Here is a 25,865-nt window from a genome sequence, read left to right as displayed (position 1 = left end):
GCCGGACGGAAAAGCCGCGCATCCGCACGGCCGATCGAGGAGGAAACATGCCCAATTCCATGCCGTCGCGGGTCGGCTCAACCGGTTCGACCCCGCGGTCATCCGGCCGACCCAACCAGTTGTTCCGCAATCTCAATTCGAAGATTGCCTCCCTTCCGATGATCTTTGTCGCGCTGGTGATTTTCCTCGGCGGATCCATCTGGACCATCGTTTATTCCTTCACCAATTCGCGGCTCCTGCCGCGCGCGAATTTTGTCGGTTTCGACCAGTATGAGCGCCTCTGGGCTTCGTCCCGCTGGATCATCTCGATCCAGAACCTGGCGATCTACGGCATCCTGTCGCTGATCTTTTCGCTGGTGGTCGGTTTTGTGCTGGCCGCACTGATGGACCAGAAAATCCGGTTCGAGAACGTCTTTCGCACGATCTTTCTGTATCCCTTCGCGCTGTCCTTCATCGTCACCGGCCTTGTCTGGCAGTGGATCCTCAATCCCGATTTCGGCATTCAGGCCATCGTCCGCTCAATGGGGTGGGAGACGTTCGAGTTCAACCCGATCTATGACGCCGATATCGTCATCTATGGCATCCTGATCGCCGGCTTGTGGCAGGGGACAGGTCTTGTCATGTGCCTGATGCTGGCCGGGCTTCGCGGCATCGACGAGGATATCTGGAAGGCGGCCCGCGTCGATGGCATCCCGATGTGGCGGACCTATATTTTTATCGTCATCCCGATGATGCGGCCTGTCTTCATCACCACGCTGGTCATCATCGGCGCCGGCATCGTCAAGCTTTACGATCTCGTCGTTGCGCAGACATCCGGCGGTCCGGGCAATGCGTCCGAAGTGCCGGCAAAATATGTCTACGACTACATGTTCCAGGCGCAGAACCTGGGGCAGGGGTTTGCCGCATCGACAATGATGCTGCTCACCGTCGCCATCATCATCGTACCATGGGCTTATCTCGAATTCGGAGGGCGCAAGCGTGGCTGACGTTTCCACTCTCAACACGACCGTCGTCGCAACCGATGCGGCCAGAACCCGGCTCTCCGCAGGTCCGCGCGGCAAAAAGCCGAAAAAGGCGCTGTCTCGCCGCAACATCATGCTTTACGGCATTCTCGGGCTGGCCGCGCTTTATTATCTGCTGCCGCTTTATGTGATGGTGGTGACCTCGCTGAAGGGCATGCCGGAAATCCGCCTCGGCAACATCTTCTCACCGCCAGTGGAAATTACATTCGAACCCTGGGTGAAGGCGTGGGCGCAGGCCTGTACCGGCCTCAACTGCGATGGCCTTTCACGCGGTTTCTGGAATTCGGTGCAGATCATGGTTCCATCCGTGATCGTGTCGATCTTCGTCGCCTCGGTCTCCGGCTATTCGCTGGCCAACTGGCGCTTCAAGGGTTCAGAACTATTCTTCTCGATCCTGATCATCGGCGCCTTCATTCCCTATCAGGTGATGATCTATCCGATCGTCATCATCCTTCGGGAAATGGGTGTCTACGGCACGCTGACCGGGCTGATCATCGTCCACACGATTTTTGGCATGCCGATCCTGACGCTGTTGTTCCGCAACTATTTTGCCTCGCTGCCGGAAGAACTGTTCAAGGCGGCGCGCATCGATGGTGCCGGCTTCTGGCAGATTTATGGGCGCATCATGTTGCCGATGTCGCTACCGATTTTCGTTGTGGCGATGATCCTGCAGGTGACCGGCATCTGGAACGACTTCTTGTTCGGCGTCGTGTTCACCCGGCCTGACACCTATCCGATGACGGTGCAGCTCAACAACATCGTCAACTCCGTGCAGGGCGTGAAGGAATACAACGTCAACATGGCCGCGACCCTGTTGACCGGTGCCGTTCCACTCATCGTCTATTTCGTATCCGGCCGCCTTTTCGTCCGTGGCATCGCCGCCGGCGCAGTGAAGGGATGACCATCATGAACGTAGTTCCCATGCAATTTTCCAAGGCCAATCACAGCGTTTCGGTGCGGGACCTGACACTGTCCTTCGGCTCGCTGACGGTTCTTGGAAACCTCAATCTCGACATTCACGATGGCGAGTTTCTCGTCCTGCTCGGGTCGTCCGGCTGCGGAAAATCGACGCTGCTCAACTGCATTGCCGGCCTGCTGGAGCCGACCGAGGGGCAGATCTTCATCAAGGACAAGAACGTAACCTGGGAAGAGCCAAAGGATCGTGGCATCGGCATGGTGTTCCAGTCCTATGCGCTTTATCCGCAGATGACAGTGGAGGGAAATCTCTCCTTTGGCCTGAAAGTTGCCGGCATGGCGAAGGAGGAAATCGCCAAGCGTGTCGCTCGTGCCGCCGAGATTTTACAGATCGAGCCGCTGTTGCAGCGCAAGCCGGCGGCGCTCTCAGGCGGACAGCGCCAGCGCGTGGCGATCGGGCGGGCGCTGGTGCGCGATGTCGACGTGTTTCTGTTTGATGAGCCGCTGTCCAACCTCGATGCAAAACTGCGCTCGGAACTGCGTGTCGAGATCAAACGGCTGCACCAGCAGCTGAAAAACACGATGATCTACGTGACCCATGACCAGATCGAAGCGCTGACGCTCGCTGACCGCATCGCCATCATGAAGTCCGGCGTCATCCAGCAGTTGGCCGATCCGGTCACCATATATAACCGCCCCAACAATCTGTTCGTTGCCGGTTTTATCGGGTCGCCCTCGATGAATTTTTTACGCGGCGAACTGGTGGAAGAGGGCGGACGCACCGTCTTCACCACCAATGGTGTCAGCTTTGGGCTTGATGGCTATGAGGCATCGGAGCCGCTCACCGCAGGACGCAAGGTCGTACTCGGTCTCCGCCCGGAACATATCAAGGTCGATGGCGATCTCTCCGGCGAAGAGGCGCATGAGGCGGTGGTCGATATCGAGGAGCCGATGGGTGCCGATAACCTGATCTGGCTCAAGCTCGCCGGTCACACGATCTCGGTGCGTGTCGGTGGCGCGCGTCGTTACGCGATCGGCGCGCAGGTGCGGCTTGGTTTCGACATGACCATGGCATCGCTCTTCGATGCCGGCACGGAGGAGCGGATTTGATGGTCCGGTCGGTCTGACACGGATCAGACAGAATTTTCATTTCAAGGAGGATGACATGACGACTTTAGGTTTCCAGCTTTACAGCGCCCGCAATTTTCCGCCGCTTTCCGATACGCTCAAACTCGTGGCCAGTGAGGGCTACAAGGAAGTTGAAGGTTATGGCGGTCTTTATGCCGCGCTGGATGAGGCGGCTCTCAAATCCTTCCGTGCCGAACTTGATGCCAACGGCCTGACCATGCCGACCGGCCACTTTGGTCTCGACCTTCTCGAAAACGAACCGGCGCAGGCGCTGCTGATCGCCAAAACGCTTGGCCTTTCCGGCATCTATTGCCCGCATCTCGCAGCCGACCAGCGCCCCAGTGACGCGGAAGGCTGGTACGCTTTCGGCAAGCGTTTGTCTGAAGTCGGCAAGCGTTATCAGGATGCCGGTTACACCTTTGGTTGGCACAACCACGATTTCGAATTCAAGGCATTGCCGGATGGCTCGACACCGCAGGAGCAGATCTTTGCCGGTGGTCCCGACCTCGCCTGGGAAGCCGATATCGCCTGGGTCATCCGTGGCGGAGCCGATCCGTTCGCCTGGATCGAAAGCTACGGCAAGAAGATCACCGCCGTGCATGTGAAGGATATCGCCCCGGCAGGTGAAAACACCGATGAGGATGGCTGGGCCGACCTTGGCCATGGCACGGTGCCGTGGAAGGATCTGCTCGAGGCGCTGAAAAAGACGCCAGCCAAACATTTCGTCTTGGAACATGACAATCCGAACGACGTCGTGCGGCTTGCCAAGCGTTCCATCGCAACGTTCAACACCTACTGATTTCAAAGAGATCGCGGAGTTTATCCATGTCCAAGGAACTGGGCGTCGGCATCATCGGATGCGGCAACATTTCCACCACCTATTTTGCCCTGTCACCGCTGTTCAAGGGTCTCAAAATCCTTGCCTGCGCGGATCTCAACCCCGAAGCGGCAAAACTTCGGGCGGAAGAATACGGCGTGAAGGCGCAAACCATCCCGGAGCTTCTCGCCAATGACGAGCTCGATGTGGTCGTCAACCTCACAATCCCGGCGGCGCATTTCACCGTGTCGAAGGCAATTCTGGAGGCGGGCAAACACGTCTATTCCGAAAAGCCTCTGACTGTCACGCTGGAGGAAGGCAAGGAACTGCAGGCGCTGGCCAAGGCAAAAGGCTTGGCAGTCGGCTGCGCGCCCGACACCTTCCTGGGCGGTGCGCATCAGCTTGCCCGCCAGTTCATCGATGAGGGCGGCGTCGGGCGTATCACGTCCGGCACATGCCACGTGATGAGCCCCGGCATGGAAATGTGGCATCCCAATCCGGGCTTCTTTTTCCTCAATGGTGGCGGCCCGATCCTCGATCTCGGGCCGTATTACATCGCCAACCTGATCAACTTCCTCGGCCCGGTGAAGCGGGTGGCGGCTTTGACCTCCATGGCCAATCCGTTCCGCACGATCACCAGCGAACCGCTGAAGGGGCAGACCATCCCGGTCGAAACACCGACCAATATCCATGCACTGCTGGAGTTCGGCGGCGGCGCAACGATCACGCTCTCGGCCAGTTGGGATGTCTGGTCGCATCGCCATGCCAATATGGAACTCTATGGCACTGAAGGCTCGATTTATGTGCCGGATCCGAACTTCTTCGGCGGCGTGGTCGAGGCGAGCGGCCGGGACAAGGATATCCAGCCGCTCAAGGATTGGGATCATCCTTTCAGCAAGGCCAATCAGGAAAGCGCACAAGGCCCGCGCGCAAATTATCGTACGGCGGGTCTTGCCGATATGGCGATGGCACTGATCGAGGGACGCGATGTGCGTTGCTCGATCGACCGGGCGCTGCACGGCGTCGATGTCATGACCTCCATTCTGAAGTCAGGCGCCGACGGCAATTTCGTCGCGACCACCACGACCTGCACTCAGCCGGCGGCGCTCGGTATAGACGAGGCACTGGCGCTGCTGCGCTGACAAAGTGGTGTTGACGCGCAAGATCCACCCGGTGCCCCTCCCGGGTGGATCTGCTTTTTGCGGATGTTTCTCACGCCGGGCTTGTGCTTGGCCTTGCCGTTGGCAATGATGCGGCGGAGAAAAATTCGAGTGGGAAAACCATGCAGCATATCCAGTATTATCGCCCCGCCGGCGTCGTCACCGATCCGCCGGTCGATACCGTCAGCCTGCCGCACGATCTGCGCCATCTGCGCCGCAAGCTACTGCACCTGTCGAACGGCGATATGGTGATGCTCGACCTCAAGGAAGCGGTGCTGTTTCACCACGGCGATCGGCTGATCCTCGACAACGGCGATACGATCGAGGTTCAGGCCGCCCCTGAAAAGCTGTATGAGATCAACGCTCGTGATACGCTGCATCTGATCGAACTTGCCTGGCATCTCGGCAACCGGCATCTGTCAGCGCAGATCGAGGAAGGCCGCATTCTCATCCTGCGTGACCATGTCATTCGCTCCATGCTCGAAGGCCTCGGTGCCAAGGTTTATGATGTCGAAGAGCCGTTCCAGCCAGCGCGCGGCGCCTATCACGCGCATGGAGGGCACTCTCATGACCACGGACATGGGCATGTGCATGGCCCGAACTGCAATCACGACTGACCGGGCATGACGTCCGCTTTCGATACCCAGGGTTTGCTGCGGCTGATGGCATGGCTGTCGCCGGCTTTTCCGGTCGGCGGTTTTGCCTGGTCCGGCGGGCTGGAGCGCACCGTGCATGACCGGTTGGTGACGAATGCGGCCGACCTGACAGACTGGATCACCACTGTGCTTGCACATGGTTCGCTGTGGAATGATGCGGTGCTGTTTTGCCTGGCGTGGCGACAGGTGGAGAACGCCGAGGCTCTGGCTTCTGTCAGCGAACTTGGTCTGGCGCTGGCGGGATCGGCGGAACGCCATGCGGAAACGTTGTCGCTCGGTAAGGCATTTCTCGCAGGCGCTGCCGCCTGGCCACATCCGGTGTTCGAACGCTTGCCGGCTGATTTGCCGTTTCCGGTCGCTGTCGGTGCAGTTGCGGCGGCGCATGGCGTACCGGCTGACAAGGCTCTCGCCGCCTATCTGCATGCGGCCGTGTCGCAGTGGATTTCCGCGGCGATCCGGCTCGGTGTCTGTGGTCAGTCAAATGGCGTGCGGGTGCTGGCCGGCACGGAGGCCGCCATTGGCGAGATTTCGGCAATGGCAGGAGCGCTGACGCTGGACGATCTGGGGACATCGACCGTGCAGGCGGAAATTGCCTCGCTCAGGCATGAGGTTCAGCATTCGCGGCTGTTCCGGTCCTGAACACCGGTATCTTGCCCATTGCAGCGGCACGCCCCGGCGCTATTCTCGCGCTAATTATTCGAAAGGACATTTGATGAAATCGGCAAACGGTCCTCTGCGGGTCGGTATCGGCGGACCGGTCGGCTCCGGCAAGACGGCGCTGACGGAAAAGCTCTGCAAGGCGATGCGCGAGAAATATTCGGTCGCGGTCGTCACCAACGACATCTACACCAAGGAAGATGCTGAGGCGCTGGTGCGGTGCCAGGCGCTGTCGTCGGATCGTATCGTCGGTGTCGAGACGGGCGGATGTCCGCACACCGCCATCCGCGAGGATGCGACGATCAATCTCCAGGCCATTGCCGGGCTTAACCAGCGTTTTCCCGATCTCGATGTAGTGTTCATCGAATCCGGCGGCGACAATCTGGCGGCGACCTTTTCGCCGGATCTTGCCGACATCACCATCTATGTGATCTCCACCTGTCAGGGTGAAGAAATCCCGCGCAAGGGAGGGCCGGGCATCACTCGCTCAGACCTGCTGATCATCAACAAGAAGGATCTTGCACCTTACGTGGACGTCGATATCGACGTGATGGACCGTGACGCTGCCCGCATGCGTGAGCAGAAACCGCATGTTTTCACCGACCTGAAGCGCGGAGAAGGCGTCGATGATGTCGTGCGGTTTCTGGAACTGCATGGCGGTCTGTAAGGTCGCGGGGAGTGGTCATGAAATTTCTGAAAATCCTGTTCGCCGGCCTGTTTACGGCATCGACCGCGCAGGCCGTCCACGCAGCCGAGCCAATGGACAGGCATGACACCGGTCTGGCCATCCGCAACCTCGTCTGGGCCGGTTTTGAAACGCAGGCCGATATCGAGGTTATTATCAGCGAGGAATATCTCGATCCTGCTGACCTGAATGCGACCGACCGGCAGTGGATTCGCAAGGAGACCGCGGGGCTGTTCGAGGAAAAGCGTGACGAAGAAAAGACCTGGCCTAAAGAGACGGATGTTGATCGTCTGGAGGCGGCATTCGAGCAGTTGGGCAAGGTCGATATCATCGCCCTTCACAATGCCGGAAACACGCGATCGGATGGTCGCTCCGATGCCGAGGATGAATATCACGCCCGCAAGGAGGCTGGACGATCGTCTCGCGGCTGGCTGTTCTATCACGCTCAGGATGTTGACGGTGCGCTCTCCGGCGGCGAGCTTCATATCGCCTTCGGTGCTTTCGAGGATGCGGATAATATGGCACCGGTCATAGCCCGGGAAGCCATGGCCGTGCTTGGCCAGCACGGCCTCAAGGCGGAGTGGGATGGCGATGTCGGCCAGCGCATCCGCGTTGCGCCATTCCTTTGGCGCAAGCGCAGTCCGGCCGAGTAGTTTTAGACGACTTCGCGAAGTGCCTGCACGTCGCCGATCTGGATCATTCGGCCGCGGACGGTGACACCGCGCGGGCGAAGCGTGGAGAAGGCGCGAGACAGCGCTTCCGGTGCCAGACCCAGCATGCCGGCCAGAAGGTTTTTCTGGAAGGGAAGCTGAACGGAGGCCGGGCCACGGTCGATCGGGCAACGTTCAAGAAGATAATCGGCAACACGCTGCGGCGCGGTATTGAGGCGGTCGCTGCCGACGCAATGCATCGTGTCGATCAGGTGCTGGGAGAGGCAGGTCATTACCGCGCGGGCGATATTGGTGTCTTCTTCCGCAAGGCGACGAACCGTGCCAAGGTCAAAACGGGCAAGCGTTGCGGTGTCGGCCGTCTGTGCATTGAACGTATAGTCGCCGCCGCCATAGATCATGCATTCGGCAAAAACGTCACCCGGCTGGCAGATCCGTACGTCGGCATGGCGGCCTTCGCGGCTCAGCCGAAATAGGCGGACATAGCCGTTCAGCACACAATAGAAGGCGTCTGCATTTTCACCCTGGCGAAACACCGAGGAGCGACCCTCGCGTTCTTCCACGATGGCGCTGTCGAGCATGCGCTGCAGGGACCGTCCCTGAAGCCCGGTCAGCAGTGTTGTCTTCAAGAGCTGACCACGTTCGCTTTCGGTGATGGCGTGTTTGTTCATCGTTGCAGTTCCTCCTTTGCCGGGGGCTAAAGGGCCGGCGGTTCTTCGATGAGAGGAGGATAGCCGATGGTCCGACCGGCAATTTGATGTTCATCAAACCGCCGGTCGGAAAATGGCGCTTGTGTCATTTGACCGCAGTTGCGGGTGTTGCAATCGCCGGCGCTACTTTTCCTTGCTTTTTGCGGTGCAGGAAAACCCGGTCATTCGGCCGCGAGTGGCGGCAATCTCAGGACATTATTGCCTGGGCTGCCCGGTGAGCGGTCATCGCTTTTCTCGCGTTCCATGCGGCTGATCCGCTCCTCCAGTGCCGCGATGCCGGCAGCCTGTTCGCGCGTTGCCTTCGTCAATGCTTCTTCGGACATCGGCAGTTCTTCCTCGTCCTTCTTACCGACCAGCCGTCCGAACAGACGAGCCAGAAGGCGCGACAGATCATCCATGATCAGGAAGAATGCGGGCACGACCAGCAGGGAGAGCACGGTCGACACGATGATGCCGCCGATGACGGCGATCGCCATCGGTGCGCGGAAGGAACCGCCTTCACCGACGCCGAGCGCAGACGGCAACATGCCGGCCGACATGGCGATCGAGGTCATGATGATCGGGCGGGCGCGCTTGCGGCCGGCTTCCACCATGGCATCGACGCGGCTCATGCCGGCATGTTTCATCTCGATGGCAAAATCGACCAGAAGAATGGCGTTCTTGGTGACGATACCCATCAGCATGAGAATGCCGATCAGCACGGGCATGGACAGCGCATTCTGGGTGATGATCAACGCCACCGCGACACCGCCGATCGCCAATGGCAGCGAAAACAGGATGGTGAAAGGCTGGATGACATCCTTGAACAGCAGGATCAGCACGACCAGCACCAGAAGCAGGCCGAGCAGCATGGCATTGGCAAAACCCGCCAGCATTTCTCCCTGCACCTTGGCGTCGCCGCTTTCGGCCAGTTTGACGCTCGGCGGCAGCTTGGTTTCGTCGACGATGCGTTTGAACTCGGCGGTCGAGGTTTCCAGCGCCGTGCCCTGCGGCACGTCGGAGCCGATAGCGACAACGCGGTTGCGGGCATTGCGCTTGATCGAGCTTGGGCCTTCCGAATAGTCGATATCGGCTACGCTGAAGAGCGGCACAGTCGCTCCCGAGGCGGTCTTGATCTTCAAGGATCGGATGCGTTCGAGATCGCGGCGGGTATCGAGCGAGGTCTGTACGCGGATCGGGATCTGGCGGTCATCCAGCGAAATCTTTGTCAGCTGCGCATCGATATCGCCGATGGTGGCGACACGAACGGTCTGCGAGATCTGCTGCGGCGTGACGCCGAGACGCGCGGCCTCGTCCTTGCGCGGACGGATCTGCAGTTCCGGCCGGGGCAGGGCGCCATCCTGAGAGACATTGGCAAGAATGGGTGAGGCGCGCAGGTTGGATTCGAGAAGCGCGACGGCGTCATTCAACTCGTCATTGTTGTCGGAGAGGAAGTTGAAGGTGAGTTCACGTTCTGCCCGGTCGTTGATCTTGGAAATGCGCACGTCCGGTATGGATTGAACTTTTGCAAAAAGTTCCTTCTCGATGTCCCATTGTGGACGCGTACGGCCGTGGTCTTCGATTTTCGGAAGGTAAGGGCCGATGAGCGGTATGCCGCCAAAACCCTTGTTGACGATGGTCTTGACGAGCGAATGGTCCATGTTGCCGAGGATGACACGAATGGTGGCGCGGCGCAGTTCGAGATCGCCCTTGGGCGAAGCGCCGCCGAGCACGAAGACGCTTTCGACGCCGTCGAGGTCTTTCACCACATTGTAGATTTGTGCACTGGTCGCATCGGTTTCTTCGAGCGTCGCATTCGGTGGCAGTTCCACCGAAAGCACGACACGCGAGGAATCTTCGGGAGGCAGAAAACTGCCTGGCACTTTCGAGAGCAGGAAAAGCGAAGCGCCGAGGAAGGCAATCGCTCCCAGAAGCGTCGCGTAACGCCAGTACCATTTGTGAGTGGTACCGGACACGACCTTGGAATAGGCGCGCATCAGGCGGCCATCATTGTCCTGGTGGTCGTCCATCGCATCTTCTGATCGCATCAGATAGGCGGCCATGAGCGGCGTGATCAGACGCGCCACCATCAGCGAGAAGAACACCGAGAATGCGACGGTCAGGCCGAACTGGATGAAATACTGGCCCGGAATGCCCGGCATGAAGGACACCGGCACGAAGACCGCGATGATGGTAAAGCTGGTGGCGATGACGGCGAGGCCGATTTCATCGGCGGCTTCCAGCGCTGCCCGGTATGGCGTTTCGCCCATCTTGATATGGCGGGCGATGTTTTCAATCTCGACGATCGCATCATCGACAAGAATGCCGGTCGCAAGCGTCAGCGCCAGGAAACTGACGAGATTGAGCGAAAAGCCCATCACGTCCATGATCCAGAAGGTCGGCACCGCAGACAGTGGCAGGGCGACGGCGGCGATCAGCGTTGCCCGCCAGTTGCGCAGGAAAAGGAAGACGACGATGACGGCAAGCACCGAGCCTTCCACCAGCGTGTGAAGGGCTGCCTCGTAATTGCCGTATGTGAAATAGACCGAGTCATCGACCATCTGGATGGCGACGTCCGGATGGGCTGATCGCACCTGATCGAGGCTTTCCGCGACCGTTTCGGCAACGGAGACTTCGCTGGCGCCCTTGGCACGGAACACGGCAAAGGTGACGGCGGGATTGCCGTTGAAGCGCGAGAAGGATTTTTGTTCGGCATAGGTGTCGGTGACCTTGCCGAGCTGCGACAACTTCACAAAATTGCCGGTCGGCAGCGTGATCGTCGTGTTGCTGAGTTCGGCGACATTGCGGGCATCGCCAAGCGTGCGGATCGCCTGTTCATTGCCGCCGATCTGGCCGCGGCCGGAACCGAGATCAACGTTGGTGCCGCGCAGCTGCTCGTTCACCTCGGCAGCGGTAATGCCATAGGCGTCGAGCCGTCCGGGTTCGAGCATGACCTGCACTTCGCGGTCCGAACCGCCGTAACGGTCGATACGACCGACACCGGCCTGACCCTGCAGGGCACGCTTGACGGTGTCATCGACGAACCACGAGAGTTCCTCGAGCGTCATGTTGGGGGAGGAGACGGCAAAGGTCTGGATTGCCTGGCCTTCGACATCCACCTTGGAAACGACCGGTTCCTCGACATCGGCGGGCAGATCGCTGCGGATGCGATCGATGGCGTCCTTGGTGTCCTGAACGGCTTCGGCCGTGGGTTTTTCGATGCGGAACAGAACGGTGGTCGTCGACTGGCCATCGACCACGGTCGATTGGATTTCATCGATGCCGCTGATCGAAGCAACAGCATCCTCGACCTCCTTGGTCACCTGCATTTCCAGTTCGGCCGGTGCTGCACCATTCTGGACAACGGTGATCGAGACGACCGGTACGTCGATATTGGGGAAACGGGTGATCGGTAGCGCATAAAACGACTGGATGCCGACAAACATCAGCAGCGCGAATGCGAGGATCGGCGCGATCGGATTGCGGATCGACCATGCGGAGAAGTTCATCGAGACAATCCTCAGTTCGACGCTTGTTTCTGCGCTTCGCTATTCTTGGGTTCGACAGGCGCAATGCGGTCGCCGTCGCGCACGAACGCGCCGGCCTTGGCCACGACCTTGTCGCCGGCCTTCAGGCCGCTGATGATTTCGATAAAACCGGAATCCTGAATGCCGGTCTCTACGGCAGCCTGCCTGACGACATCGCCTTCCACCTTGCGGGCAACGGAACCATCACGGCCGCTGGTGACCGCCGATTGCGGAAGCGCCAATGCTGCCTTCTGCGCAACGATCACCTCGGCGCTTGCATACATGCCGGCGCGTGCGGTGCTGGTGGCATCGACAACGATGTGGACAGCTCCGAGGCGGGTAGATGCGTCAACGGTCGGGGATACGAGACGCACAACGCCTTCAATGCCATTGCGGTTGCCGGCCACGCGGATGGTTGCCTTCTGGTCCCGCTTGATCTTGCCGATCTCGGTTTCGGCCAGATCGGCGACGAGTTCGATGGCGCCATCACGAATGACGTTAAAAAGCGGGTCGCCGCTGCCGGCGGCAATGGCGCCGACCTTGGCGTTTTTCACAGAAACGACGCCTGCGACCGGCGATTTGACCTCGGTGCGCGCCAGTTTCAGCTCGATATCGGCGATCTGCGCATCGACAACCTTGATATCGGCTTCGGCGACACCGACAGCCTGCTGAGCGGCCTTCATCTTGGCATCGGCGACCTGTGCCTGCGCCTCCGCCTGCTCGACCTGCGAAACGGAGTTGGTGCCGTTCTGACCAAGACGTTTGGTGCGGTCACGCTGGCGGATAGCGTCGTCATAATTGGCCTGAGCTTCCACGACCTGGGCATTCGACTGTGCCAGACCCGCCTCAGCCTTTGCCCTGTTGGCCTGATATTGGCTCTTTTGCAAAACCAGCGCATCACCATCGAGTACCGCCAGCACGCTACCTACCTCGACATGATCGCCGACATCGACATTGAGTGTCTTGATCGGCAGGCCGTCGACCAGCGGCTGGACCAGGGTTTCATCGATTGGCCGGATTGTGCCAGTGGCGATGACGCGGTCGGTCAGCGGCCGTTCTGCGGCCTGCGTGACGACGATTGCGGGCAGTTTCGGCTCGGGTTTTGGCTGAGGCTCCTGCGCCTGCGACGGGCCAGAAAATGCGGCAACGAATACGATGGCGGCGGCAGTGGGCAAAAGGTCAAAGCGGCGTCGAGACATGCGGACTCTTTCATGGGTAAGGGAGAGAATCCAATCGCGACGGATCGAGATTGCGCCTCCCAACGCAAGGTCGCCGCTGACATGTGCATCGACATTTGCGATTGCAAGTACCGGCTTCACACTTGCGTGAACTTAACGGCTTGGGTAGCGCAAATCAATCAGAGCGACGTAACATCCGCTTTGCAGTTTTTTTGCAATTTGTAACAGCGGGCTTCAATGAATGTGGGCTGTTTGCGGCTTTGTTGAGGCTCAGCTCTCGACGAGTTCGAGACGCTTTTCGATGCAAAGGACACGCTCATCCATCCGGTAGAGCCGGTTGGCTCGGCGTTGCAAGCTGTGTTCAAACCTATCGATCGATGTTTGATGCGACAATCGCGATATCTTGGCGAGCGTAAACACGAAAAAGCCCGAAGCATCGCTGCTCCGGGCCTTTGTCTTTTGACTGTTTCTGACGGTGATCAGGCTGCCGAGCGGTAACGATGGCCGGTCTGCGCGACGTGGCCTTCTTCCAGCTTGAAGTTCTGCAGGATGGTCTGCAACTGGCGGCTTTCCTCTGCCAGCGTTTCGCTGGCGGCGGTGGTTTCTTCCACCATGGCTGCGTTCTTCTGGGTCATCTGGTCCATGTGGTTGACCGAGGAATTGATCTCGGCCAGCGCCATCGACTGTTCTTTCGCGGCGGTAGCGATCGATTCCACATGCTCGTTGACACGGTTGACGAGGTTCTCGATTTCCAGAAGCGCATCACCGGTCGAGCGGACGAGCGACACACCGCCCTCGACTTCCGAAGCCGAGGTGCTGATCAGCGTCTTGATTTCCTTGGCGGCGTTTGCGGAACGCTGGGCCAATTCGCGGACTTCCTGTGCAACGACCGCAAAGCCACGGCCGGCTTCACCGGCACGCGCTGCCTCGACGCCGGCGTTCAGCGCCAGAAGGTTGGTCTGGAAGGCAATCTCGTCGATCACGCCGATGATCTGGCTGATCTTGTTCGAGGACTCTTCGATGCGGCCCATGGCGGTGACGGCCGAGCGGACGATGTCGCCGGACTTCGATGCGCTCTGCTTGGTCTGGTGCACCATGTCGCGGGCTTCGTTGGAGCGGGCGGATGCGGCGCGAACCGTTGCGGTGATCTCGTCGAGAGCCGCAGCGGTCTCTTCCAGCGAAGCGGCCTGCTGCTCCGTGCGCTTGGAGAGGTCATTGGCGGCAGACGAAAGTTCGGCCGAGTTGTTGTTGATCGTACCGGCGGCGCCACGAACATTGTGCATGGTGGCACGCAGCGTCACCATCGTGGCGTTGACGTTGCCCTGCAGTTCGGCAAACGCGCCCTGGAACTGGCCTTCCATCGTCTGGGTCAGGTCGGCATCGGCGAGGGCGGCGATAACGCGGCGGACTTCGCTGACGGCGCTATCGACGCTCGATACCAGTTCGTTGACGCTGCCGGCAAAGCGGTTGAGGTCTTCGCTCTGGTAGTCCTTGCGGATGCGGGCGGTGAAATCACCGGCGACAGCTGACGCGACGACGGTGGCGATGCTCGACTGCAGGTCGGAGCTGCGCTCGTGCAGAACGGCTTCCTGTGCCTTCAGCTGGTTCATGGCCAGTGCGTTCTGGCGGAACACGTCGACGGCGCGGCCCATTTCGCCGATCTCGTCCTTGCGGGCGGCATCGACGGCGCTGCCATCGAGATCACCCTTGGCAAGGCGGCTCATGGCATCGGTCAGGTCGCGGATCGGGCGGATGATGCCGCGGCGGGCGACCAGCGTGCTGATGACGCTGCCGAGAGCGATGAAGCCGAGGGCGGCAAGCGCCGAGATCAGCATGGCGGTGGAGGAGGATTCTACGGCCGAGGTGCGAGCTTCCGCCAGCGACTTGCCGGAGTAGGTGCTGTAGACCTTCACCGTGTCGGTGACGACCTTCTGGCCGTCCAGCGCTTTCTTGAGGCTGGCGCCGATGGCCGCGGTGTCTGCCGGGTTCTTTTCGGCAACATCGACCATCTTACGGATCTCGCCAAAGTAGCTTTCCATCGCACCACGGATCGTCTTCAACTGATCCTTTTCGGCGGCATCGGCGGTGGATTCGATCTTTGGCAGACGACCGAGCATTTCGGTCGAACGCTTATCGGTCTCGGCGCGAAAATCCTTGGCCTTTTCCGGTGCTGCGGCCAGCTGGTAGGTCATGCGGCTGATGGCGATGATGTCGACGCGCAGGTCCATCGCTTCGCGAGCGACTTCCTCGCGGGCGCCGACGGAAACCATCGCCTGCTGGAGGCCATAAAGGCCGCTGCCAGCAACACCGGCGATGACGACCGAGGACAGGCCCATCACAACCGTGACGATGCCGAGTTTCTTTGAAATGGCCATATCTTTGAATGCCATAATGCTACACCCCACCCATAAAACTGCACAACACAACGGCGCGTGGCGCAGCTCTTCTCTCTGAGAGGCGCGACAGCATGCTTGTGCGACAATTTGGCAGATCGGCACTAATTGCCGGTTAAAATGCAGACCGATAGTTGTTGTGCCAATGAAGTAACGGCGCGCGAATAGTGTGCCGAATAAATGTAAATTATTAGGGCAATTGCTCATTGCAGATGTGCCTAAAATTCTTTTGAATGCAAATACTTCGTTTTCCGTGGCGCCCGGCGAAATATCTCGCGCATACCGCGAAAAATGTTGCATCGCGGAATATACTGCGCTGCACAATAAATGCTGAACGGAATACGGCCAAATAAATTTTCGTTTTAATTCAGAAAAATCGGCTGGTCGTCACTCTGAAATGCCGGCATGTTTGGTGACGGCGACCTTTTCGCCACACCTCGGCCCAAACCTATGCGCCGAGCCTTCGCTGTCGCTTGCTTATGCGAAATGCCTGGCCTAGTTGAGCCTCATTGATTTCTGGAACAAGGGAGCGCCCGATGCAAAACATCTCCGCACGCCCCAATGGGGTTTCGGCTTAACTCGGTGATTTTGCCGACGAATGCCGATTGACCTGCCGCGCCGATTTTAGATCCGCCGGCAGACGATCACTCCTACCCAGAGTTTTTCAAAAATGGGCAATTCCATCGGGAGCGATAGCTCCCATACGCCGTCGGTGCACCCGGCGGCCATTCATCGTGTCTTTTCGGACAAGGCCTGGATCGAGGGTGCTGCCCTCCATCAGCTTGACGAGATGGCGCGTCTTCCGGGTGTGAAGGAAATCGTCGCATTTCCTGATCTTCATCCCGGCAAATATGGTGCGACCGGTGTCGCGCTTTTATCCGACCGCGTTCATCCGCTGCTGATCGGCAACGATATCGGCTGCGGCATGTCGCTGTTTGCGCTGGATCTGCCGCTGCGCAAGCTGAAGATCGAAAAGGCGACCGCACGCCTGCGTTTGTTCGAAGCGCAGGAGATCGATGATCTTTCCACGCGTCTGGAGGATGCCGGTCTGCCGCCTGAGCTTTTCCAAAACTCGCTCGGCACGATCGGTGGCGGCAACCACTTTTGCGAGCTGCAGGCCATCGACACGGTGGCGGATGGCGAGGAGTTTGACGATCAGCGTCTTTATCTCCTCGTGCATTCCGGCTCTCGCGGATTTGGTGCCTCCGTTTTCGAAAACACCGTTGCGAACCACCCTTCACTGAAGGATGGTCTCGACCCGGTTTCCGAAGCGGGGGTGGCGTGGCTTGCAGCGCATGATGGCTGTGTCGCATGGGCCTCGCTCAATCGCCAGATAGTGGCGGAGCGGGCGGCTTTGGCGCTTCGGGCCGATGTCGAACGCATCGCTGACATTCCGCACAATCTCGTCCGGGTGTCCGAGCGTGGTTTCGTTCACCACAAAGGCGCAGCCGCGGTGCGTGCGGGCGAACTCGCGCCCGTTGCCGGTTCTCGCGCCAGCCTTAGCCATCTGGTGCGGGCGCTCAAGGGCGTTTCGGGTGCGCTCGGGGCGATCTCGCATGGGGCCGGTCGCAAATACGACCGTGCCAGCATGTATGGCCGTGTCGGCAAGACGCGGTCGGATCGCGAGCAGCTTCTGCGCAATGCCTGGGGTGGGGTGGCGATCTGCGATGATCGCAATCTCGTCATCGAGGAAGCGGCTGCCGCCTACAAGGATGCCGGTCATGTCGTGGGGGATCTTGCCGCTGCGGGACTGGTCAAGCCGGTCGCCACCTTGCGGCCGCTCGTTACCTACAAGAAGGCGGTGGACGAGGTTGAGGCTGAACGCCGCGAGCGCAAGTCTGACCACCGGGAGATGAGGGGGCAGAAACATGGCTGGCGTTGATCTTCTCGTCACTTCCGGCGACGGTCCGGTCGAGTGCCGGATCGCCGTTGCGAAACTGGTCGATATCCTGCGGGTGGAGGCCGGCAATCGCGGCTGCGGTTTCGCAGTCAGTTTCGGTCCGTTGCCGGACAGGCATGGGCCGAAATCGGCAATTGTCAGCCTGGACGGTGAGGGCGCTGCGGTGCTGGCCGGTGATTATACCGGCTCGATCAAGTTCATGTTCAAGAGCCCGGTCAGGCCGGGTCACAAAAGACAGAACTGGTTCGTGGCGGTGCAGCCGGTCGATCTTGCCGTCGAGCAGGTCGACAATGGTCTCGATCCCGCCGACCTGCGCTTTGAGACCTTGCGGGCCGGCGGGCCGGGCGGGCAGCACCAGAACACCACGGATAGCGCCGTGCGTGTGGTGCACATCCCGACCGGGTTGACGGTTCTGGCGCGCGACGAGCGTTCCCAGCATCGCAACAAGGCGCTGGCGCTGCGGCGTCTCTCCGGCATGCTCGACATGCTGGAGCACCACAAGGCGGATGCGGCGCGGCGGGAACGTTTTCTCGCCAACCGCAATCTCGAACGCGGCAACGAGGTGAAAACCTTCAAGCTGTAACCTCGAAACGGCCCCGTTGATCGGGGCCGTTTTCGTCATGCCTTATGATTGCCGTGTCGAAGGCGGCGCAATTTTTGGTATCGGGTAAATTTCCTGACCGAAATTCTCAACTTTAATCTTTACTCTCAAAATCAAGTTTATTAGGGTGCGCACCAACACGGCATTCCCGCTCTAGGGAATGGTTCGAAATTTGATTGCAGCACTTTGATTGCGACATGAGGTTGGTGATGGCGAAGAAGCAGAAGCGCAAGGGCGGAAACAGCGGTGCCGAAGAGCAGTCGCGCGAATCCACCGGCATTACCCAGGCGCAGCAGGATATCCGCAGCTTCCTTTATGTCGGCGGGCGTGACTGCCAGGTTGCGCATCTGCGGGCGATCGCCAGCGCCCATGGAGCTGAGCTGATCCACCATGACGGCGGCCTGCGCGAGGCGGTCTCCCGCATCGATACCGTGCTTCCCTCGGTCGACTGTGTGTTCTGCCCCATCGACTGTATCAGCCATGACGCGTGTCTGCGCGTCAAGACAGGCTGCAAGAAGTTCGGCGTCACCTTCGTGCCGCTGCGCAACGGCTCGAAATCCAGCCTCGATCGCGCCCTTCAGACCATGAAGGATCGCCGCGAGGAACGTCGGGTTTCCTGATTTTCGAAAATGACAGATACAACGCGCAGCCCGGTTAGAAGTCGGGCTGTTTTGTTTTGTGGGATTTCGCGCAAAAGGCGGTTATCCCTAAATGTGATAGTTGAACATTTTTATGCGGGGCGATACAGGGTTAAGGATTGTTTAACCAAATCGTTTGCCTCGGACCATTCATTTGAGACCCCAGAAACCTCGCAATTATCTGGCGCAGTTTTACAGCGCCAATGACAACGCCCTGCCACGCATGCGCAAGGCGAACATCCTGGCGCGGGCGATTTACCCGAAATCCGGCGTCAAGTCGTTTGCCACAATGCAGATCCGTATCGTCGGCCTGCATGAAAAGGGCGCGATCATCCAGTCCAAGGCAATCGAATTCCTGCCCGAACATTTTTACATCTGCCTCGGCGCCGGCGAAATCTTTTTCACCTGCGCGCAAAAAAACATCATCAAGGGCGAGATGGTGGTGGCCTTTTCGGAGGCAGAAGATTCGTTTTTCATCGAGGCTCTGTCGCGACTCGTGCTGCCGCTGGCATCGCTCAGCGGGATTCGTGACGCCTGCCCGCCGATCGTTCAGGCCCGAATGCGCACGAAAGGGCGGCCTACGGTTACGATTTAATGTGATTTTGTATCGTTTTCAGGCGGCTCGATTTGGGGCGTTGTGGGTGTTTACCGCTTGTTAAGGTTTGCGGGCGTTCGGCCGCGATTTGGCAAATGCGCCGGGTTAACCTGTGATTCACCGTAGATTTTTAGAGGGCAGTCATAATGAACACCGATGCATCCACCGGCCATCCAAAATCCCGCTCCGCCATGCCGGCAACATCGCTGGAACTTTCCTCTCCGCGCGTGCGCGACATCCCGATCGAAGTTGAGGCTGTTCTCGGCAAGGTAAAGGTGTCGGTTTCGCAGTTGATGGCGGCAAAGCCCGGCGAACCCTTCTGGCTCGACAAGCATTTTGGCGAGCCGGTCGAGTTGCAGGTCAACGGCAAGCGCATCGGCTACGGCGAAATCATTGCCGATGAGCGCGAAAACATCATCGGTATCCGGCTGATATCGGTCGAGGCAGATCTCTAGGCTTTTTTCACCGGCAGCAATGCGCCTGCCGCGACGGCCAGCCAGCCGAGCATCATCAGCGTGCCGCCGAGAGGGGCGGCAAACGGAAACAGTCGGTCGCCGAGAAAATGGCGCGCGACGAGATCACCGGCAAACACGATCGTGCCGAGAGCGAGGATCAGCGCCGCAAGCGTGGCGGTGCGGAAACGGGTGTTCGCGAGATAAAGCCCTAGCAGAACCGGCGCATGCGCGAGGCACATGGTGGAGGCCGAACCGAGCAGATGGTTATCGCCGCTGTGGCTAGCGGCGGCTGCCAGCGCCACACCCGAAAGACCCATCAGCCCGCTCGCAAGCAGGATCAGCGGGCGCAGTTTGTCGATTCCGGTCAACGGCTTATTCCTTGTTCTGCATGTGAAAACCGAGCCGCTCGATCGGTGGCCAGATGATATCGCGCAGCTTTGGATTTTCGATCGTTTCATCCAGCGCCTGACGGAAACAGAGCAGCCATTCGTCACGCTCCTGTGGGCCAATTTCGGCGCCGAAATGGCGTGAACGCAGGCGCGGGTGACCATGTTTTTCGACATAGACCGGCGGGCCGCCGAGATAACCCGTCAGGTAGTCGTACAGTTTGGCTTCGCTTTGCGTCAGGCTGGCAGGATGAATGGCCCGGCAACGCGCGGCTTCGGGAAGCGTGTCCATCAACTCGTAAAACCGGTGGGACAGGGCGCGCACCGTGGCATCGCCGCCGATCGCTTCGTAAAGGGTGATGGTTTCGCCTGACATGAAGATCCATTGCTGCCGCTTGGCCTTGGCGCTTCTGACCATGGCCGTTGCGGCCATGACGAAAGGTGAGGTCGGCGGTTGAACTGTGCTTGATGTTTGTTACGCCGCCATGCACGAGCGGGCAAGCCGCCAACGCGTCGCAGGCGGTGGCGTTTGGCGCGGCCGATCAGATCGGCAGCCGGACCGGGAAGGGGTGTGCGATCGTTGTCGGCCGGTCGACATCCTTGGTCGCGTCGCTGTTGTCCAGCAGGGCCGGCGAAACCGGCCAGCGCGCCTGCCGCGCCACGGGGTCGGTTTTCGTTGTTGTCGATGACGGCAATGGGGAGGCGGCACCGAAAGCGGATGCCGTGCCCTGCAGATGCGAAAACGCCGTCTCCGGATGGCTCTCGCGCGAAAAAATCATGCCGCACCCATCGCTTCGGCATCGCGCAGGCCGCTTTGTGCATCGGCAATGACAACATCAAGCCTGGCGCGCTCGACCTCTGCCATCTGGATGCGGGCCGCGCTTTGCAGAAGTTGCACGAAGGCTGCCACGGGCACGTTGTCGGCCGCGAGCAACTGTACGATCAGCGGATCGCTGATGGCTTCCGTGATTGTCAGGTCTCTACTCATTCGCGTTCCTCCTTCGCTACCGAGCAGTCCACTGAAATTGCGCTCATTTCGTGTCTTCGACAAGCGCTTTTTAGTCGGGCCGAATATGCCATAATGGTGCAGTCGGTCGCCTTGATCTGGCGCAATGGCGACAGGCACATCTGTAAATCACCGAGGTCTCTCCTTATATTGGCGAGGACTGATCGCACCAAATGTCGATCATACCAATCAAGGAGGCATGTCATGACAACGGAACGTGCAGTGCTGGCCGGCGGCTGCTTCTGGGGAATGCAGGATCTTATCCGAAAGATGCCCGGCGTCATTTCGACCCGCGTTGGCTACAGCGGCGGCGAGGTGCCGAATGCCACCTATCGCAATCATGGCAATCACGCCGAAGCAATCGAGATCATCTTCGATCCGGCCCGCTTGAGTTTTCGCGACCTGTTGGAATTTTTCTTCCAGATCCATGACCCATCGACGCCCGACCGCCAGGGCAACGATCTTGGCCCGAGTTACCGCTCGGCGATCTTTTATGTCGATGATGCCCAGAGAAGCGTCGCGCAAGACACGATCGCCGATGTCGATGCATCAGGCCTGTGGCCAGGCAAGGTAGTGACGGAGCTTGCTCCGGTTTCCGATTTCTGGGATGCCGAGCCTGAGCATCAGGATTATCTGGAGCGAATCCCGAATGGTTACACCTGCCATTTCGCGCGGCCGAACTGGAAGCTGCCACGCCGCCAGGTGCCTGCTGCCTGAGCCTGCCGCGTTATTTTGCTGAAATCAGAGCCGAGGCCTGCCATGTGCGGGCCTCGCTTTTTTAGGCTTCAACGGAAATCGAACAAGAAAAAAGGCCGGGCGAATTTCGCACCGACCTTCCTCACGTCATCTCTACGACACCGCCAGTACATCCGTGGTCAGGCGGAGATGAATTCTTGTATGGGAAGAATATGGATGTGCCTTGTCATTATTTCAAGGCGCTGCCGCGCAAAAAGCAATGTGCCTTGCTGTTATGCTTGCGGCGAATTCAGAAACGGTCCCGCATGGACTGAAAACGAGCGCCGTATCCAGCGCTTCGCGCGAAATCCGTAGTGACTTGAACCTGGCGGGTGGGCACAACAGGATACCGCCCGCGTGCCGAAAGAGGCGAACAGCTTCGCCTCCGGCTTTGCATCAATGAGTGCCAGCCGAAGATCGGCTTAGCGGCCGGCGCCCAGAACTGCGGCTCGGATGGTCGAGCGCGAAATGCCGAGGTCATGCAGGGCGCGGTCATCGAGCTGGTCCAGTTCGCGCATGGCGCGGCGGTTGGCGGCGTAGTTCTTCAGTTTTTCAGCGATACGCATGTCTTCTCTCCTTTGGTCTATGCACATTATATAATCGGTTTAATGCCGGTTTTGTATGCATTTGAAAGCAACGGAGGCATGCATTTGCTGCGTAACTGTGCGGATGCGCAGGCTTCAGTCGTCGTAACCAAAAGGTCTGCGGATGACGCGGCGGCTGACCAGAAGCAGGCTGCGATCAGGCTGGATCACGTAACGTTCGATGACGCGGTAACCGAACTGGTTTTCGAATTCGTGAGTGAGGCTGCTGCCGATCGGTGACTTGGTGAGCTTGGTGCGCGGCTGCCCGCCATAAGTGATACTGCCGGGAATGGGCTGCAGGCCGGGGCCGGCATCGAACCGGCGCATGCTCGGATCTGGCGTGGCGGTGCAGCTTGCTAGAAGGATTGCGAAGGCGGCCGAGAGGATTGGCTTGTTCATGGAAATGTCCTTGCCGGAGCGGAATATGCCTGCGTCTTATCTGTCGTTTCCGGTGGCAATGACAAGGTCGTGCCGTTTTTTGGAGAATGGCGTGGCGCAGGCCCGCCGTGGGAAGCTGTGCGCTGTGGTCGAGGTCTGGGTATCCTTGAAGCGATCTGGATTTCGGCCTCTGCCTGCATGGCTGTTGAACTGCATCCGTTGTCAGAACACGTCCTCGCAAACTGATAAACTGTAGAATTCTGCAGGAAACGGAACCAGATAGGTGCCGTTATCGTTTGTGTGTCTGATAATGAGGATACAGCCATGACGACGCTTTTCGCCTACGAGATCAGCCCCATCTCAAACCCCGACCGGCTCTATTTCACCGCCACGCTGGACGAATGCCGTACAGCCGCAAGGCAGCAGCGGTCCGAATTGCGATCGGATCCGGAATATGGTGATGTCGATCCGATGCCGATTTACCGCGTGGATATGGAAATCCCCGACACTCAAACGCTGTTGAACGGATTGAACAATAACGATGATCTGACCAATGCCATCATCATCGACCGCAAGCTGGTCGAAACGGTGAGGGATTGAAGGTCACGGATGACAGGGTGAGATATGCACCAAAGCAAGCAATTCACATGCGAGGAACTTGGTGTGTTGTCGAAGGCGAGCATCGAGATATGTGAAGCCTTGCGTATTGCTCCTGATAGCGAACAGGCGTTGGCGGTCCGGCGGCAGCTTTTCCAAGATTGCACCGGTCAAGAGCCCGTCGACGCAATTGTCGAGCGATATCTTTCGACACGCGTTCGAACCTAGAAACTCCGCAGATAATATTTGCAGATGAACGCAACCTTCCTGCCATTTTCGCATTGAGTGCGATTGCTGGCTAGCGGGGTAGGGCGATGCGTACGTTTTTTACGTTGGAAATGCTGGGATGGATGGTCATGGCGACATTTGTGGCTATCTGCCTTTTCCTGCCTGCATGACGAGGCGGCCGGGCGCGAAACGCCAGATCCGGTCAAAGATCGCGGCGAACGAAGCGGAGCCGACATTGGCAAAAGCCGACGAAACGACATCAATGGGTTACTGATTTTTTCGTTTTGAAATGGCGCACCCGACAGGATTCGAACCTGTGACCTTTGGAATCGGAATCCAACACTCTATCCAGCTGAGCTACGGGTGCTAACCGTGCCGACGATGACTCGCCGGTGACCGATGATTGGTTCTTAGCCTAGCTCGGCAGTGGCTTCAATGCCAATACCGCCGTCGCGCAGGGAAAAATTGCTGTAGCTTCAGCTTCCCTCCCAAATACCTGGATTTTTGTGAGGGACACGGAGAGTTGTGGGTCCACATGCCGCAAAATCGTGCCCGCTCTTCGATCTCTCTTGCATTTTCCTGCGCCAGCCCGGATATCCGCACGCAAGCCAAAAATGTCCGGCGGAGGAGACGCGCAGATATGATCGACCCCAACCATCCCTTTTATGACGCACTCTGGCGCCGGGTGGCGATCGTGGCCTTCTGTTTCGGCTGGGTGGTCATCGAGCTTTTTGTCGGTAATCTCATGTGGGCGGGAATTGTCGGCGCCATCGGCGTTTTTGCGGCCTACAAGCTTTTCTTCGAACGTCAAAAATCCGGTTGAGATAGCGTCCGCGTATCAGGCCGGTCGGGCCTTCACGCATATCCGTATCATCCTCGGTTGCCCGATAAGAGCGCCCGGTCGATCAAAAGATTGGCGATCTTCATCCGGGTGGTTGCGTTTTCGCGAAATTCCGGCGCAACCCGATCCGGGTGATTGAGCTTGGCGAATTGCCGGCGCTTTTCGTTGAGCATTGCTTCGGTGTCCTGCGGGGAAATCGCAAGATCTTCGGCGATATCAGCTTCGCTCAGGCGCTCGAGATGTTGAGGCATGAGGGCCGCGGCCGGCGTCTGTTCGCCACCTGTTGCATCGGATGCTTCCGGCTGAGTGGCGGGCTTCTCATCGAGCCATTCCGCAAGATGATCGAAATAGGCGTCGGTGTCGGCATCGGCTGCCGCCGGGCGACCTTCGGGCATGACAAAACCGGCGCCGAACCCGCGAATGCGGAAATCCGTGCCTTCGGTTGAAGCGTCCTCGCTTTCCTGTTGCTCGTCCTCCAGCCGGTTCAGGACCGACTGGAAAATGGACTGCCCTACCAGCATGTGCCCTCCTTTATGAAGGCGCATTCAAACAGCCGAAGATGGCGCAGGGCTTACGGGCGTGTCCGGTCAGGATTGGCTCTGACTTTGGCCGCTCTGGCTTTGCTGCTGGCTTCCTTCGACAGTGAGCGACACTTTGAGATCTTCGCCTGCTGAACCGAGGCGCATGCCCGAAATCGGGGCGGCATCGGCATAATCCAGTCCGCAGGCGATGCGCACGTAACGCTCGTCCGGGCAGATATTGTTGGCGGCGTCAAAACCGACCCATCCGAGGCCAGGGAGGTATGTTTCCGCCCAGGCGTGTGTCGCCACCTGTTCCGTGCGGCCTTCCATCAGGAGGTAGCCGGAAACATAACGGGCCGGGATGTCGAGCAGGCGTGCGGTGGTGATGAAAATGTGGGCGTGGTCCTGGCATACGCCAGTCTTCGCCTCCAGCGCCTGTTCGGCGGTGGTTTCCGTGCCGGTGCTGCCGGGCGTATAAGCGACGGTTGCGTGGATCGTTTCCATCAGCCTATGCATTTTTGCCAGTTCGCTGTCTCCGGAAAGGCTACGGGCGAGTTCTGGCGTCAGCTTGCCGGGCCTCGTCAGTGCCGTCTCGCGCAGAAAAAGCCAGAGCGGGCAGAAACCCTGGTGCGGGCCGAAGACACCTGCCTTGTCCGATGTTTCCACTTCGCCCGATGCGATGATGCGGATCGTGTGGGCGTCGCCTTCGGTGGAAACGAGCTCGGTGCGATTGCCATACTGATCTGCATAACCGGCCTCCACAGAGGCGCCCTCGACGGCGATCTGCCATGAGAGCACCTTTTGGGCCAGCGTATCGACCGGCGTCAACCGCAAACGCTGCAGTGAATAAGGGACCGGGGCATCATAGAGATATTCGGTCGTGTGGGTGATCTTCAGGCGCATCG

The 25,865-nt window shown here is 59.1% G+C and carries 29 protein-coding genes and 1 tRNA gene; 17 read left to right on the top strand and 13 right to left on the bottom strand.

Annotated elements, in window-relative coordinates; all coding sequences use genetic code 11:
• Nucleotides 1-47: 47 nt before the first annotated feature.
• From GAO09_RS28100 to GAO09_RS28060, 9 genes are all read left to right on the top strand, one after another.
• Entirely contained in the window at nt 48-986 is a 939-nt protein-coding gene (locus GAO09_RS28100) for a carbohydrate ABC transporter permease (RefSeq protein WP_235938543.1), read from the top strand.
• Complete coding sequence (locus GAO09_RS28095; RefSeq protein WP_324184641.1) at nt 979-1,923, top strand: carbohydrate ABC transporter permease; 945 nt, start codon at nt 979-981, stop codon at nt 1,921-1,923. The genes GAO09_RS28100 and GAO09_RS28095 overlap by 8 nt, the downstream gene beginning before the upstream one ends.
• A gap of 5 nt (nt 1,924-1,928) precedes the next feature.
• Nucleotides 1,929-3,047: an ABC transporter ATP-binding protein gene (locus tag GAO09_RS28090; RefSeq protein ID WP_235938542.1), complete on the top strand. Its 1,119-nt coding sequence runs from the start codon at nt 1,929-1,931 to the stop codon at nt 3,045-3,047.
• Nucleotides 3,048-3,102: 55 nt separating this feature from the next.
• Complete coding sequence (locus tag GAO09_RS28085; RefSeq protein WP_153360048.1) at nt 3,103-3,864, top strand: sugar phosphate isomerase/epimerase family protein; 762 nt, start codon at nt 3,103-3,105, stop codon at nt 3,862-3,864.
• A 26-nt stretch (nt 3,865-3,890) separates the two neighbouring features.
• The gene (locus GAO09_RS28080; protein WP_153360046.1) at nt 3,891-5,024 is read left to right on the top strand and encodes a Gfo/Idh/MocA family protein; all 1,134 of its coding nucleotides are present in this window, start codon (nt 3,891-3,893) and stop codon (nt 5,022-5,024) included.
• A 140-nt stretch (nt 5,025-5,164) separates the two neighbouring features.
• Nucleotides 5,165-5,659 (top strand): urease accessory protein UreE, encoded by a 495-nt coding sequence (ureE, locus tag GAO09_RS28075; RefSeq protein ID WP_153360587.1) that lies wholly within the window; start codon nt 5,165-5,167, stop codon nt 5,657-5,659.
• Nucleotides 5,660-5,665: 6 nt separating this feature from the next.
• The gene (locus GAO09_RS28070) at nt 5,666-6,337 is read left to right on the top strand and encodes an urease accessory protein UreF (protein WP_153360044.1); all 672 of its coding nucleotides are present in this window, start codon (nt 5,666-5,668) and stop codon (nt 6,335-6,337) included.
• 73 nt (nt 6,338-6,410) lie between these two features.
• Complete coding sequence (gene ureG, locus GAO09_RS28065) at nt 6,411-7,022, top strand: urease accessory protein UreG (protein ID WP_153360042.1); 612 nt, start codon at nt 6,411-6,413, stop codon at nt 7,020-7,022.
• A 17-nt stretch (nt 7,023-7,039) separates the two neighbouring features.
• A complete protein-coding gene (locus tag GAO09_RS28060) occupies nt 7,040-7,693 on the top strand; it encodes a DUF6891 domain-containing protein (RefSeq protein WP_153360040.1) in 654 nt (217 codons plus the stop codon).
• A 2-nt stretch (nt 7,694-7,695) separates the two neighbouring features.
• Here GAO09_RS28060 and GAO09_RS28055 read toward each other — a convergent pair whose 3' ends face one another.
• From GAO09_RS28055 to GAO09_RS28040, 4 genes are all read right to left on the bottom strand, one after another.
• Entirely contained in the window at nt 7,696-8,379 is a 684-nt protein-coding gene (locus tag GAO09_RS28055) for a Crp/Fnr family transcriptional regulator (protein WP_153360038.1), read from the bottom strand.
• 200 nt (nt 8,380-8,579) lie between these two features.
• Entirely contained in the window at nt 8,580-11,906 is a 3,327-nt protein-coding gene (locus tag GAO09_RS28050) for an efflux RND transporter permease subunit (protein ID WP_153360036.1), read from the bottom strand.
• An 11-nt stretch (nt 11,907-11,917) separates the two neighbouring features.
• A complete protein-coding gene (locus tag GAO09_RS28045) occupies nt 11,918-13,123 on the bottom strand; it encodes an efflux RND transporter periplasmic adaptor subunit (protein ID WP_153360034.1) in 1,206 nt (401 codons plus the stop codon).
• A 458-nt stretch (nt 13,124-13,581) separates the two neighbouring features.
• Nucleotides 13,582-15,492 carry a methyl-accepting chemotaxis protein gene (locus GAO09_RS28040; RefSeq protein WP_153360032.1) on the bottom strand — a complete coding sequence of 637 codons (1,911 nt, stop codon included), beginning with the start codon at nt 15,490-15,492 and terminating at the stop codon, nt 13,582-13,584.
• 673 nt (nt 15,493-16,165) lie between these two features.
• Between GAO09_RS28040 and GAO09_RS28035 the strand changes: the two genes are divergently transcribed.
• The 5 genes from GAO09_RS28035 (at nt 16,166) to GAO09_RS28015 (ending at nt 19,684) form a co-directional block, all read left to right on the top strand.
• On the top strand, nt 16,166-17,377 hold the full coding sequence (locus tag GAO09_RS28035) for an RNA ligase RtcB family protein (RefSeq protein ID WP_153360030.1): 1,212 nt from the start codon (nt 16,166-16,168) through the stop codon (nt 17,375-17,377).
• Complete coding sequence (prfH, locus tag GAO09_RS28030) at nt 17,364-17,978, top strand: peptide chain release factor H (protein ID WP_153360028.1); 615 nt, start codon at nt 17,364-17,366, stop codon at nt 17,976-17,978. Before GAO09_RS28035 ends, prfH begins: the two co-directional genes overlap by 14 nt.
• 227 nt (nt 17,979-18,205) lie before the next feature.
• Nucleotides 18,206-18,616, top strand: a complete 411-nt coding sequence (locus GAO09_RS28025) for a DUF2325 domain-containing protein (RefSeq protein ID WP_153360026.1) — start codon at nt 18,206-18,208, stop codon at nt 18,614-18,616.
• A gap of 172 nt (nt 18,617-18,788) precedes the next feature.
• A complete protein-coding gene (locus GAO09_RS28020; protein ID WP_153360024.1) occupies nt 18,789-19,229 on the top strand; it encodes a hypothetical protein in 441 nt (146 codons plus the stop codon).
• A gap of 146 nt (nt 19,230-19,375) precedes the next feature.
• A complete protein-coding gene (locus tag GAO09_RS28015; protein ID WP_153360022.1) occupies nt 19,376-19,684 on the top strand; it encodes a FliM/FliN family flagellar motor switch protein in 309 nt (102 codons plus the stop codon).
• Here the strand turns inward: GAO09_RS28015 and GAO09_RS28010 are convergent.
• The 4 genes from GAO09_RS28010 to GAO09_RS28000 form a co-directional block, all read right to left on the bottom strand.
• A complete protein-coding gene (locus GAO09_RS28010) occupies nt 19,681-20,001 on the bottom strand; it encodes a DUF423 domain-containing protein (RefSeq protein ID WP_235938568.1) in 321 nt (106 codons plus the stop codon). The two genes, GAO09_RS28015 and GAO09_RS28010, sit on opposite strands and share 4 nt — an antisense overlap.
• Nucleotides 20,002-20,056: 55 nt before the next feature.
• The gene (locus tag GAO09_RS28005; protein WP_153360018.1) at nt 20,057-20,446 is read right to left on the bottom strand and encodes a group II truncated hemoglobin; all 390 of its coding nucleotides are present in this window, start codon (nt 20,444-20,446) and stop codon (nt 20,057-20,059) included.
• A gap of 166 nt (nt 20,447-20,612) precedes the next feature.
• Nucleotides 20,613-20,849 (bottom strand): hypothetical protein, encoded by a 237-nt coding sequence (locus tag GAO09_RS29780; RefSeq protein WP_209018895.1) that lies wholly within the window; start codon nt 20,847-20,849, stop codon nt 20,613-20,615.
• On the bottom strand, nt 20,846-21,058 hold the full coding sequence (locus GAO09_RS28000) for a hypothetical protein (protein WP_209018894.1): 213 nt from the start codon (nt 21,056-21,058) through the stop codon (nt 20,846-20,848). The genes GAO09_RS29780 and GAO09_RS28000 overlap by 4 nt, the downstream gene beginning before the upstream one ends.
• Before the next feature lie 222 nt (nt 21,059-21,280).
• Here GAO09_RS28000 and msrA point away from each other — a divergent pair, with 222 nt between their 5' ends.
• Nucleotides 21,281-21,793: a peptide-methionine (S)-S-oxide reductase MsrA gene (gene msrA, locus GAO09_RS27995; RefSeq protein ID WP_153360016.1), complete on the top strand. Its 513-nt coding sequence runs from the start codon at nt 21,281-21,283 to the stop codon at nt 21,791-21,793.
• A gap of 440 nt (nt 21,794-22,233) precedes the next feature.
• Here the strand turns inward: msrA and GAO09_RS27990 are convergent, their stop codons facing one another.
• Together GAO09_RS27990 and GAO09_RS27985 are read right to left on the bottom strand one after the other, a co-directional pair.
• Nucleotides 22,234-22,377 (bottom strand): DUF1127 domain-containing protein, encoded by a 144-nt coding sequence (locus GAO09_RS27990; protein WP_153360014.1) that lies wholly within the window; start codon nt 22,375-22,377, stop codon nt 22,234-22,236.
• A 114-nt stretch (nt 22,378-22,491) separates the two neighbouring features.
• A complete protein-coding gene (locus GAO09_RS27985) occupies nt 22,492-22,794 on the bottom strand; it encodes a hypothetical protein (protein WP_153360012.1) in 303 nt (100 codons plus the stop codon).
• 303 nt (nt 22,795-23,097) lie between these two features.
• Here GAO09_RS27985 and GAO09_RS27980 point away from each other — a divergent pair, with 303 nt between their 5' ends.
• Nucleotides 23,098-23,373, top strand: a complete 276-nt coding sequence (locus GAO09_RS27980; protein ID WP_153360010.1) for a hypothetical protein — start codon at nt 23,098-23,100, stop codon at nt 23,371-23,373.
• 515 nt (nt 23,374-23,888) lie between these two features.
• Here the strand turns inward: GAO09_RS27980 and GAO09_RS27975 are convergent.
• Nucleotides 23,889-23,965 (bottom strand) — tRNA-Arg (locus GAO09_RS27975).
• A gap of 273 nt (nt 23,966-24,238) precedes the next feature.
• Here GAO09_RS27975 and GAO09_RS27970 point away from each other — a divergent pair.
• The gene (locus tag GAO09_RS27970) at nt 24,239-24,421 is read left to right on the top strand and encodes a DUF3329 domain-containing protein (protein ID WP_153360008.1); all 183 of its coding nucleotides are present in this window, start codon (nt 24,239-24,241) and stop codon (nt 24,419-24,421) included.
• Between the two features lie 47 nt (nt 24,422-24,468).
• Here GAO09_RS27970 and GAO09_RS27965 read toward each other — a convergent pair whose 3' ends face one another.
• On the bottom strand, nt 24,469-24,960 hold the full coding sequence (locus GAO09_RS27965) for a hypothetical protein (RefSeq protein ID WP_153360006.1): 492 nt from the start codon (nt 24,958-24,960) through the stop codon (nt 24,469-24,471).
• A 66-nt stretch (nt 24,961-25,026) separates the two neighbouring features.
• Nucleotides 25,027-25,863 (bottom strand): transglutaminase family protein, encoded by an 837-nt coding sequence (locus tag GAO09_RS27960; protein ID WP_153360004.1) that lies wholly within the window; start codon nt 25,861-25,863, stop codon nt 25,027-25,029.
• Nucleotides 25,864-25,865: the final 2 nt, after the last annotated feature.

It is taken from the genome of Endobacterium cereale (assembly GCF_009617585.1).
GTDB classification, from domain to species: domain Bacteria; phylum Pseudomonadota; class Alphaproteobacteria; order Rhizobiales; family Rhizobiaceae; genus Neorhizobium; species Neorhizobium cereale.
The sequence above is the reverse complement of the archived record's forward strand: the minus strand, read 5'-3'. Positions and strand labels throughout refer to the sequence as shown.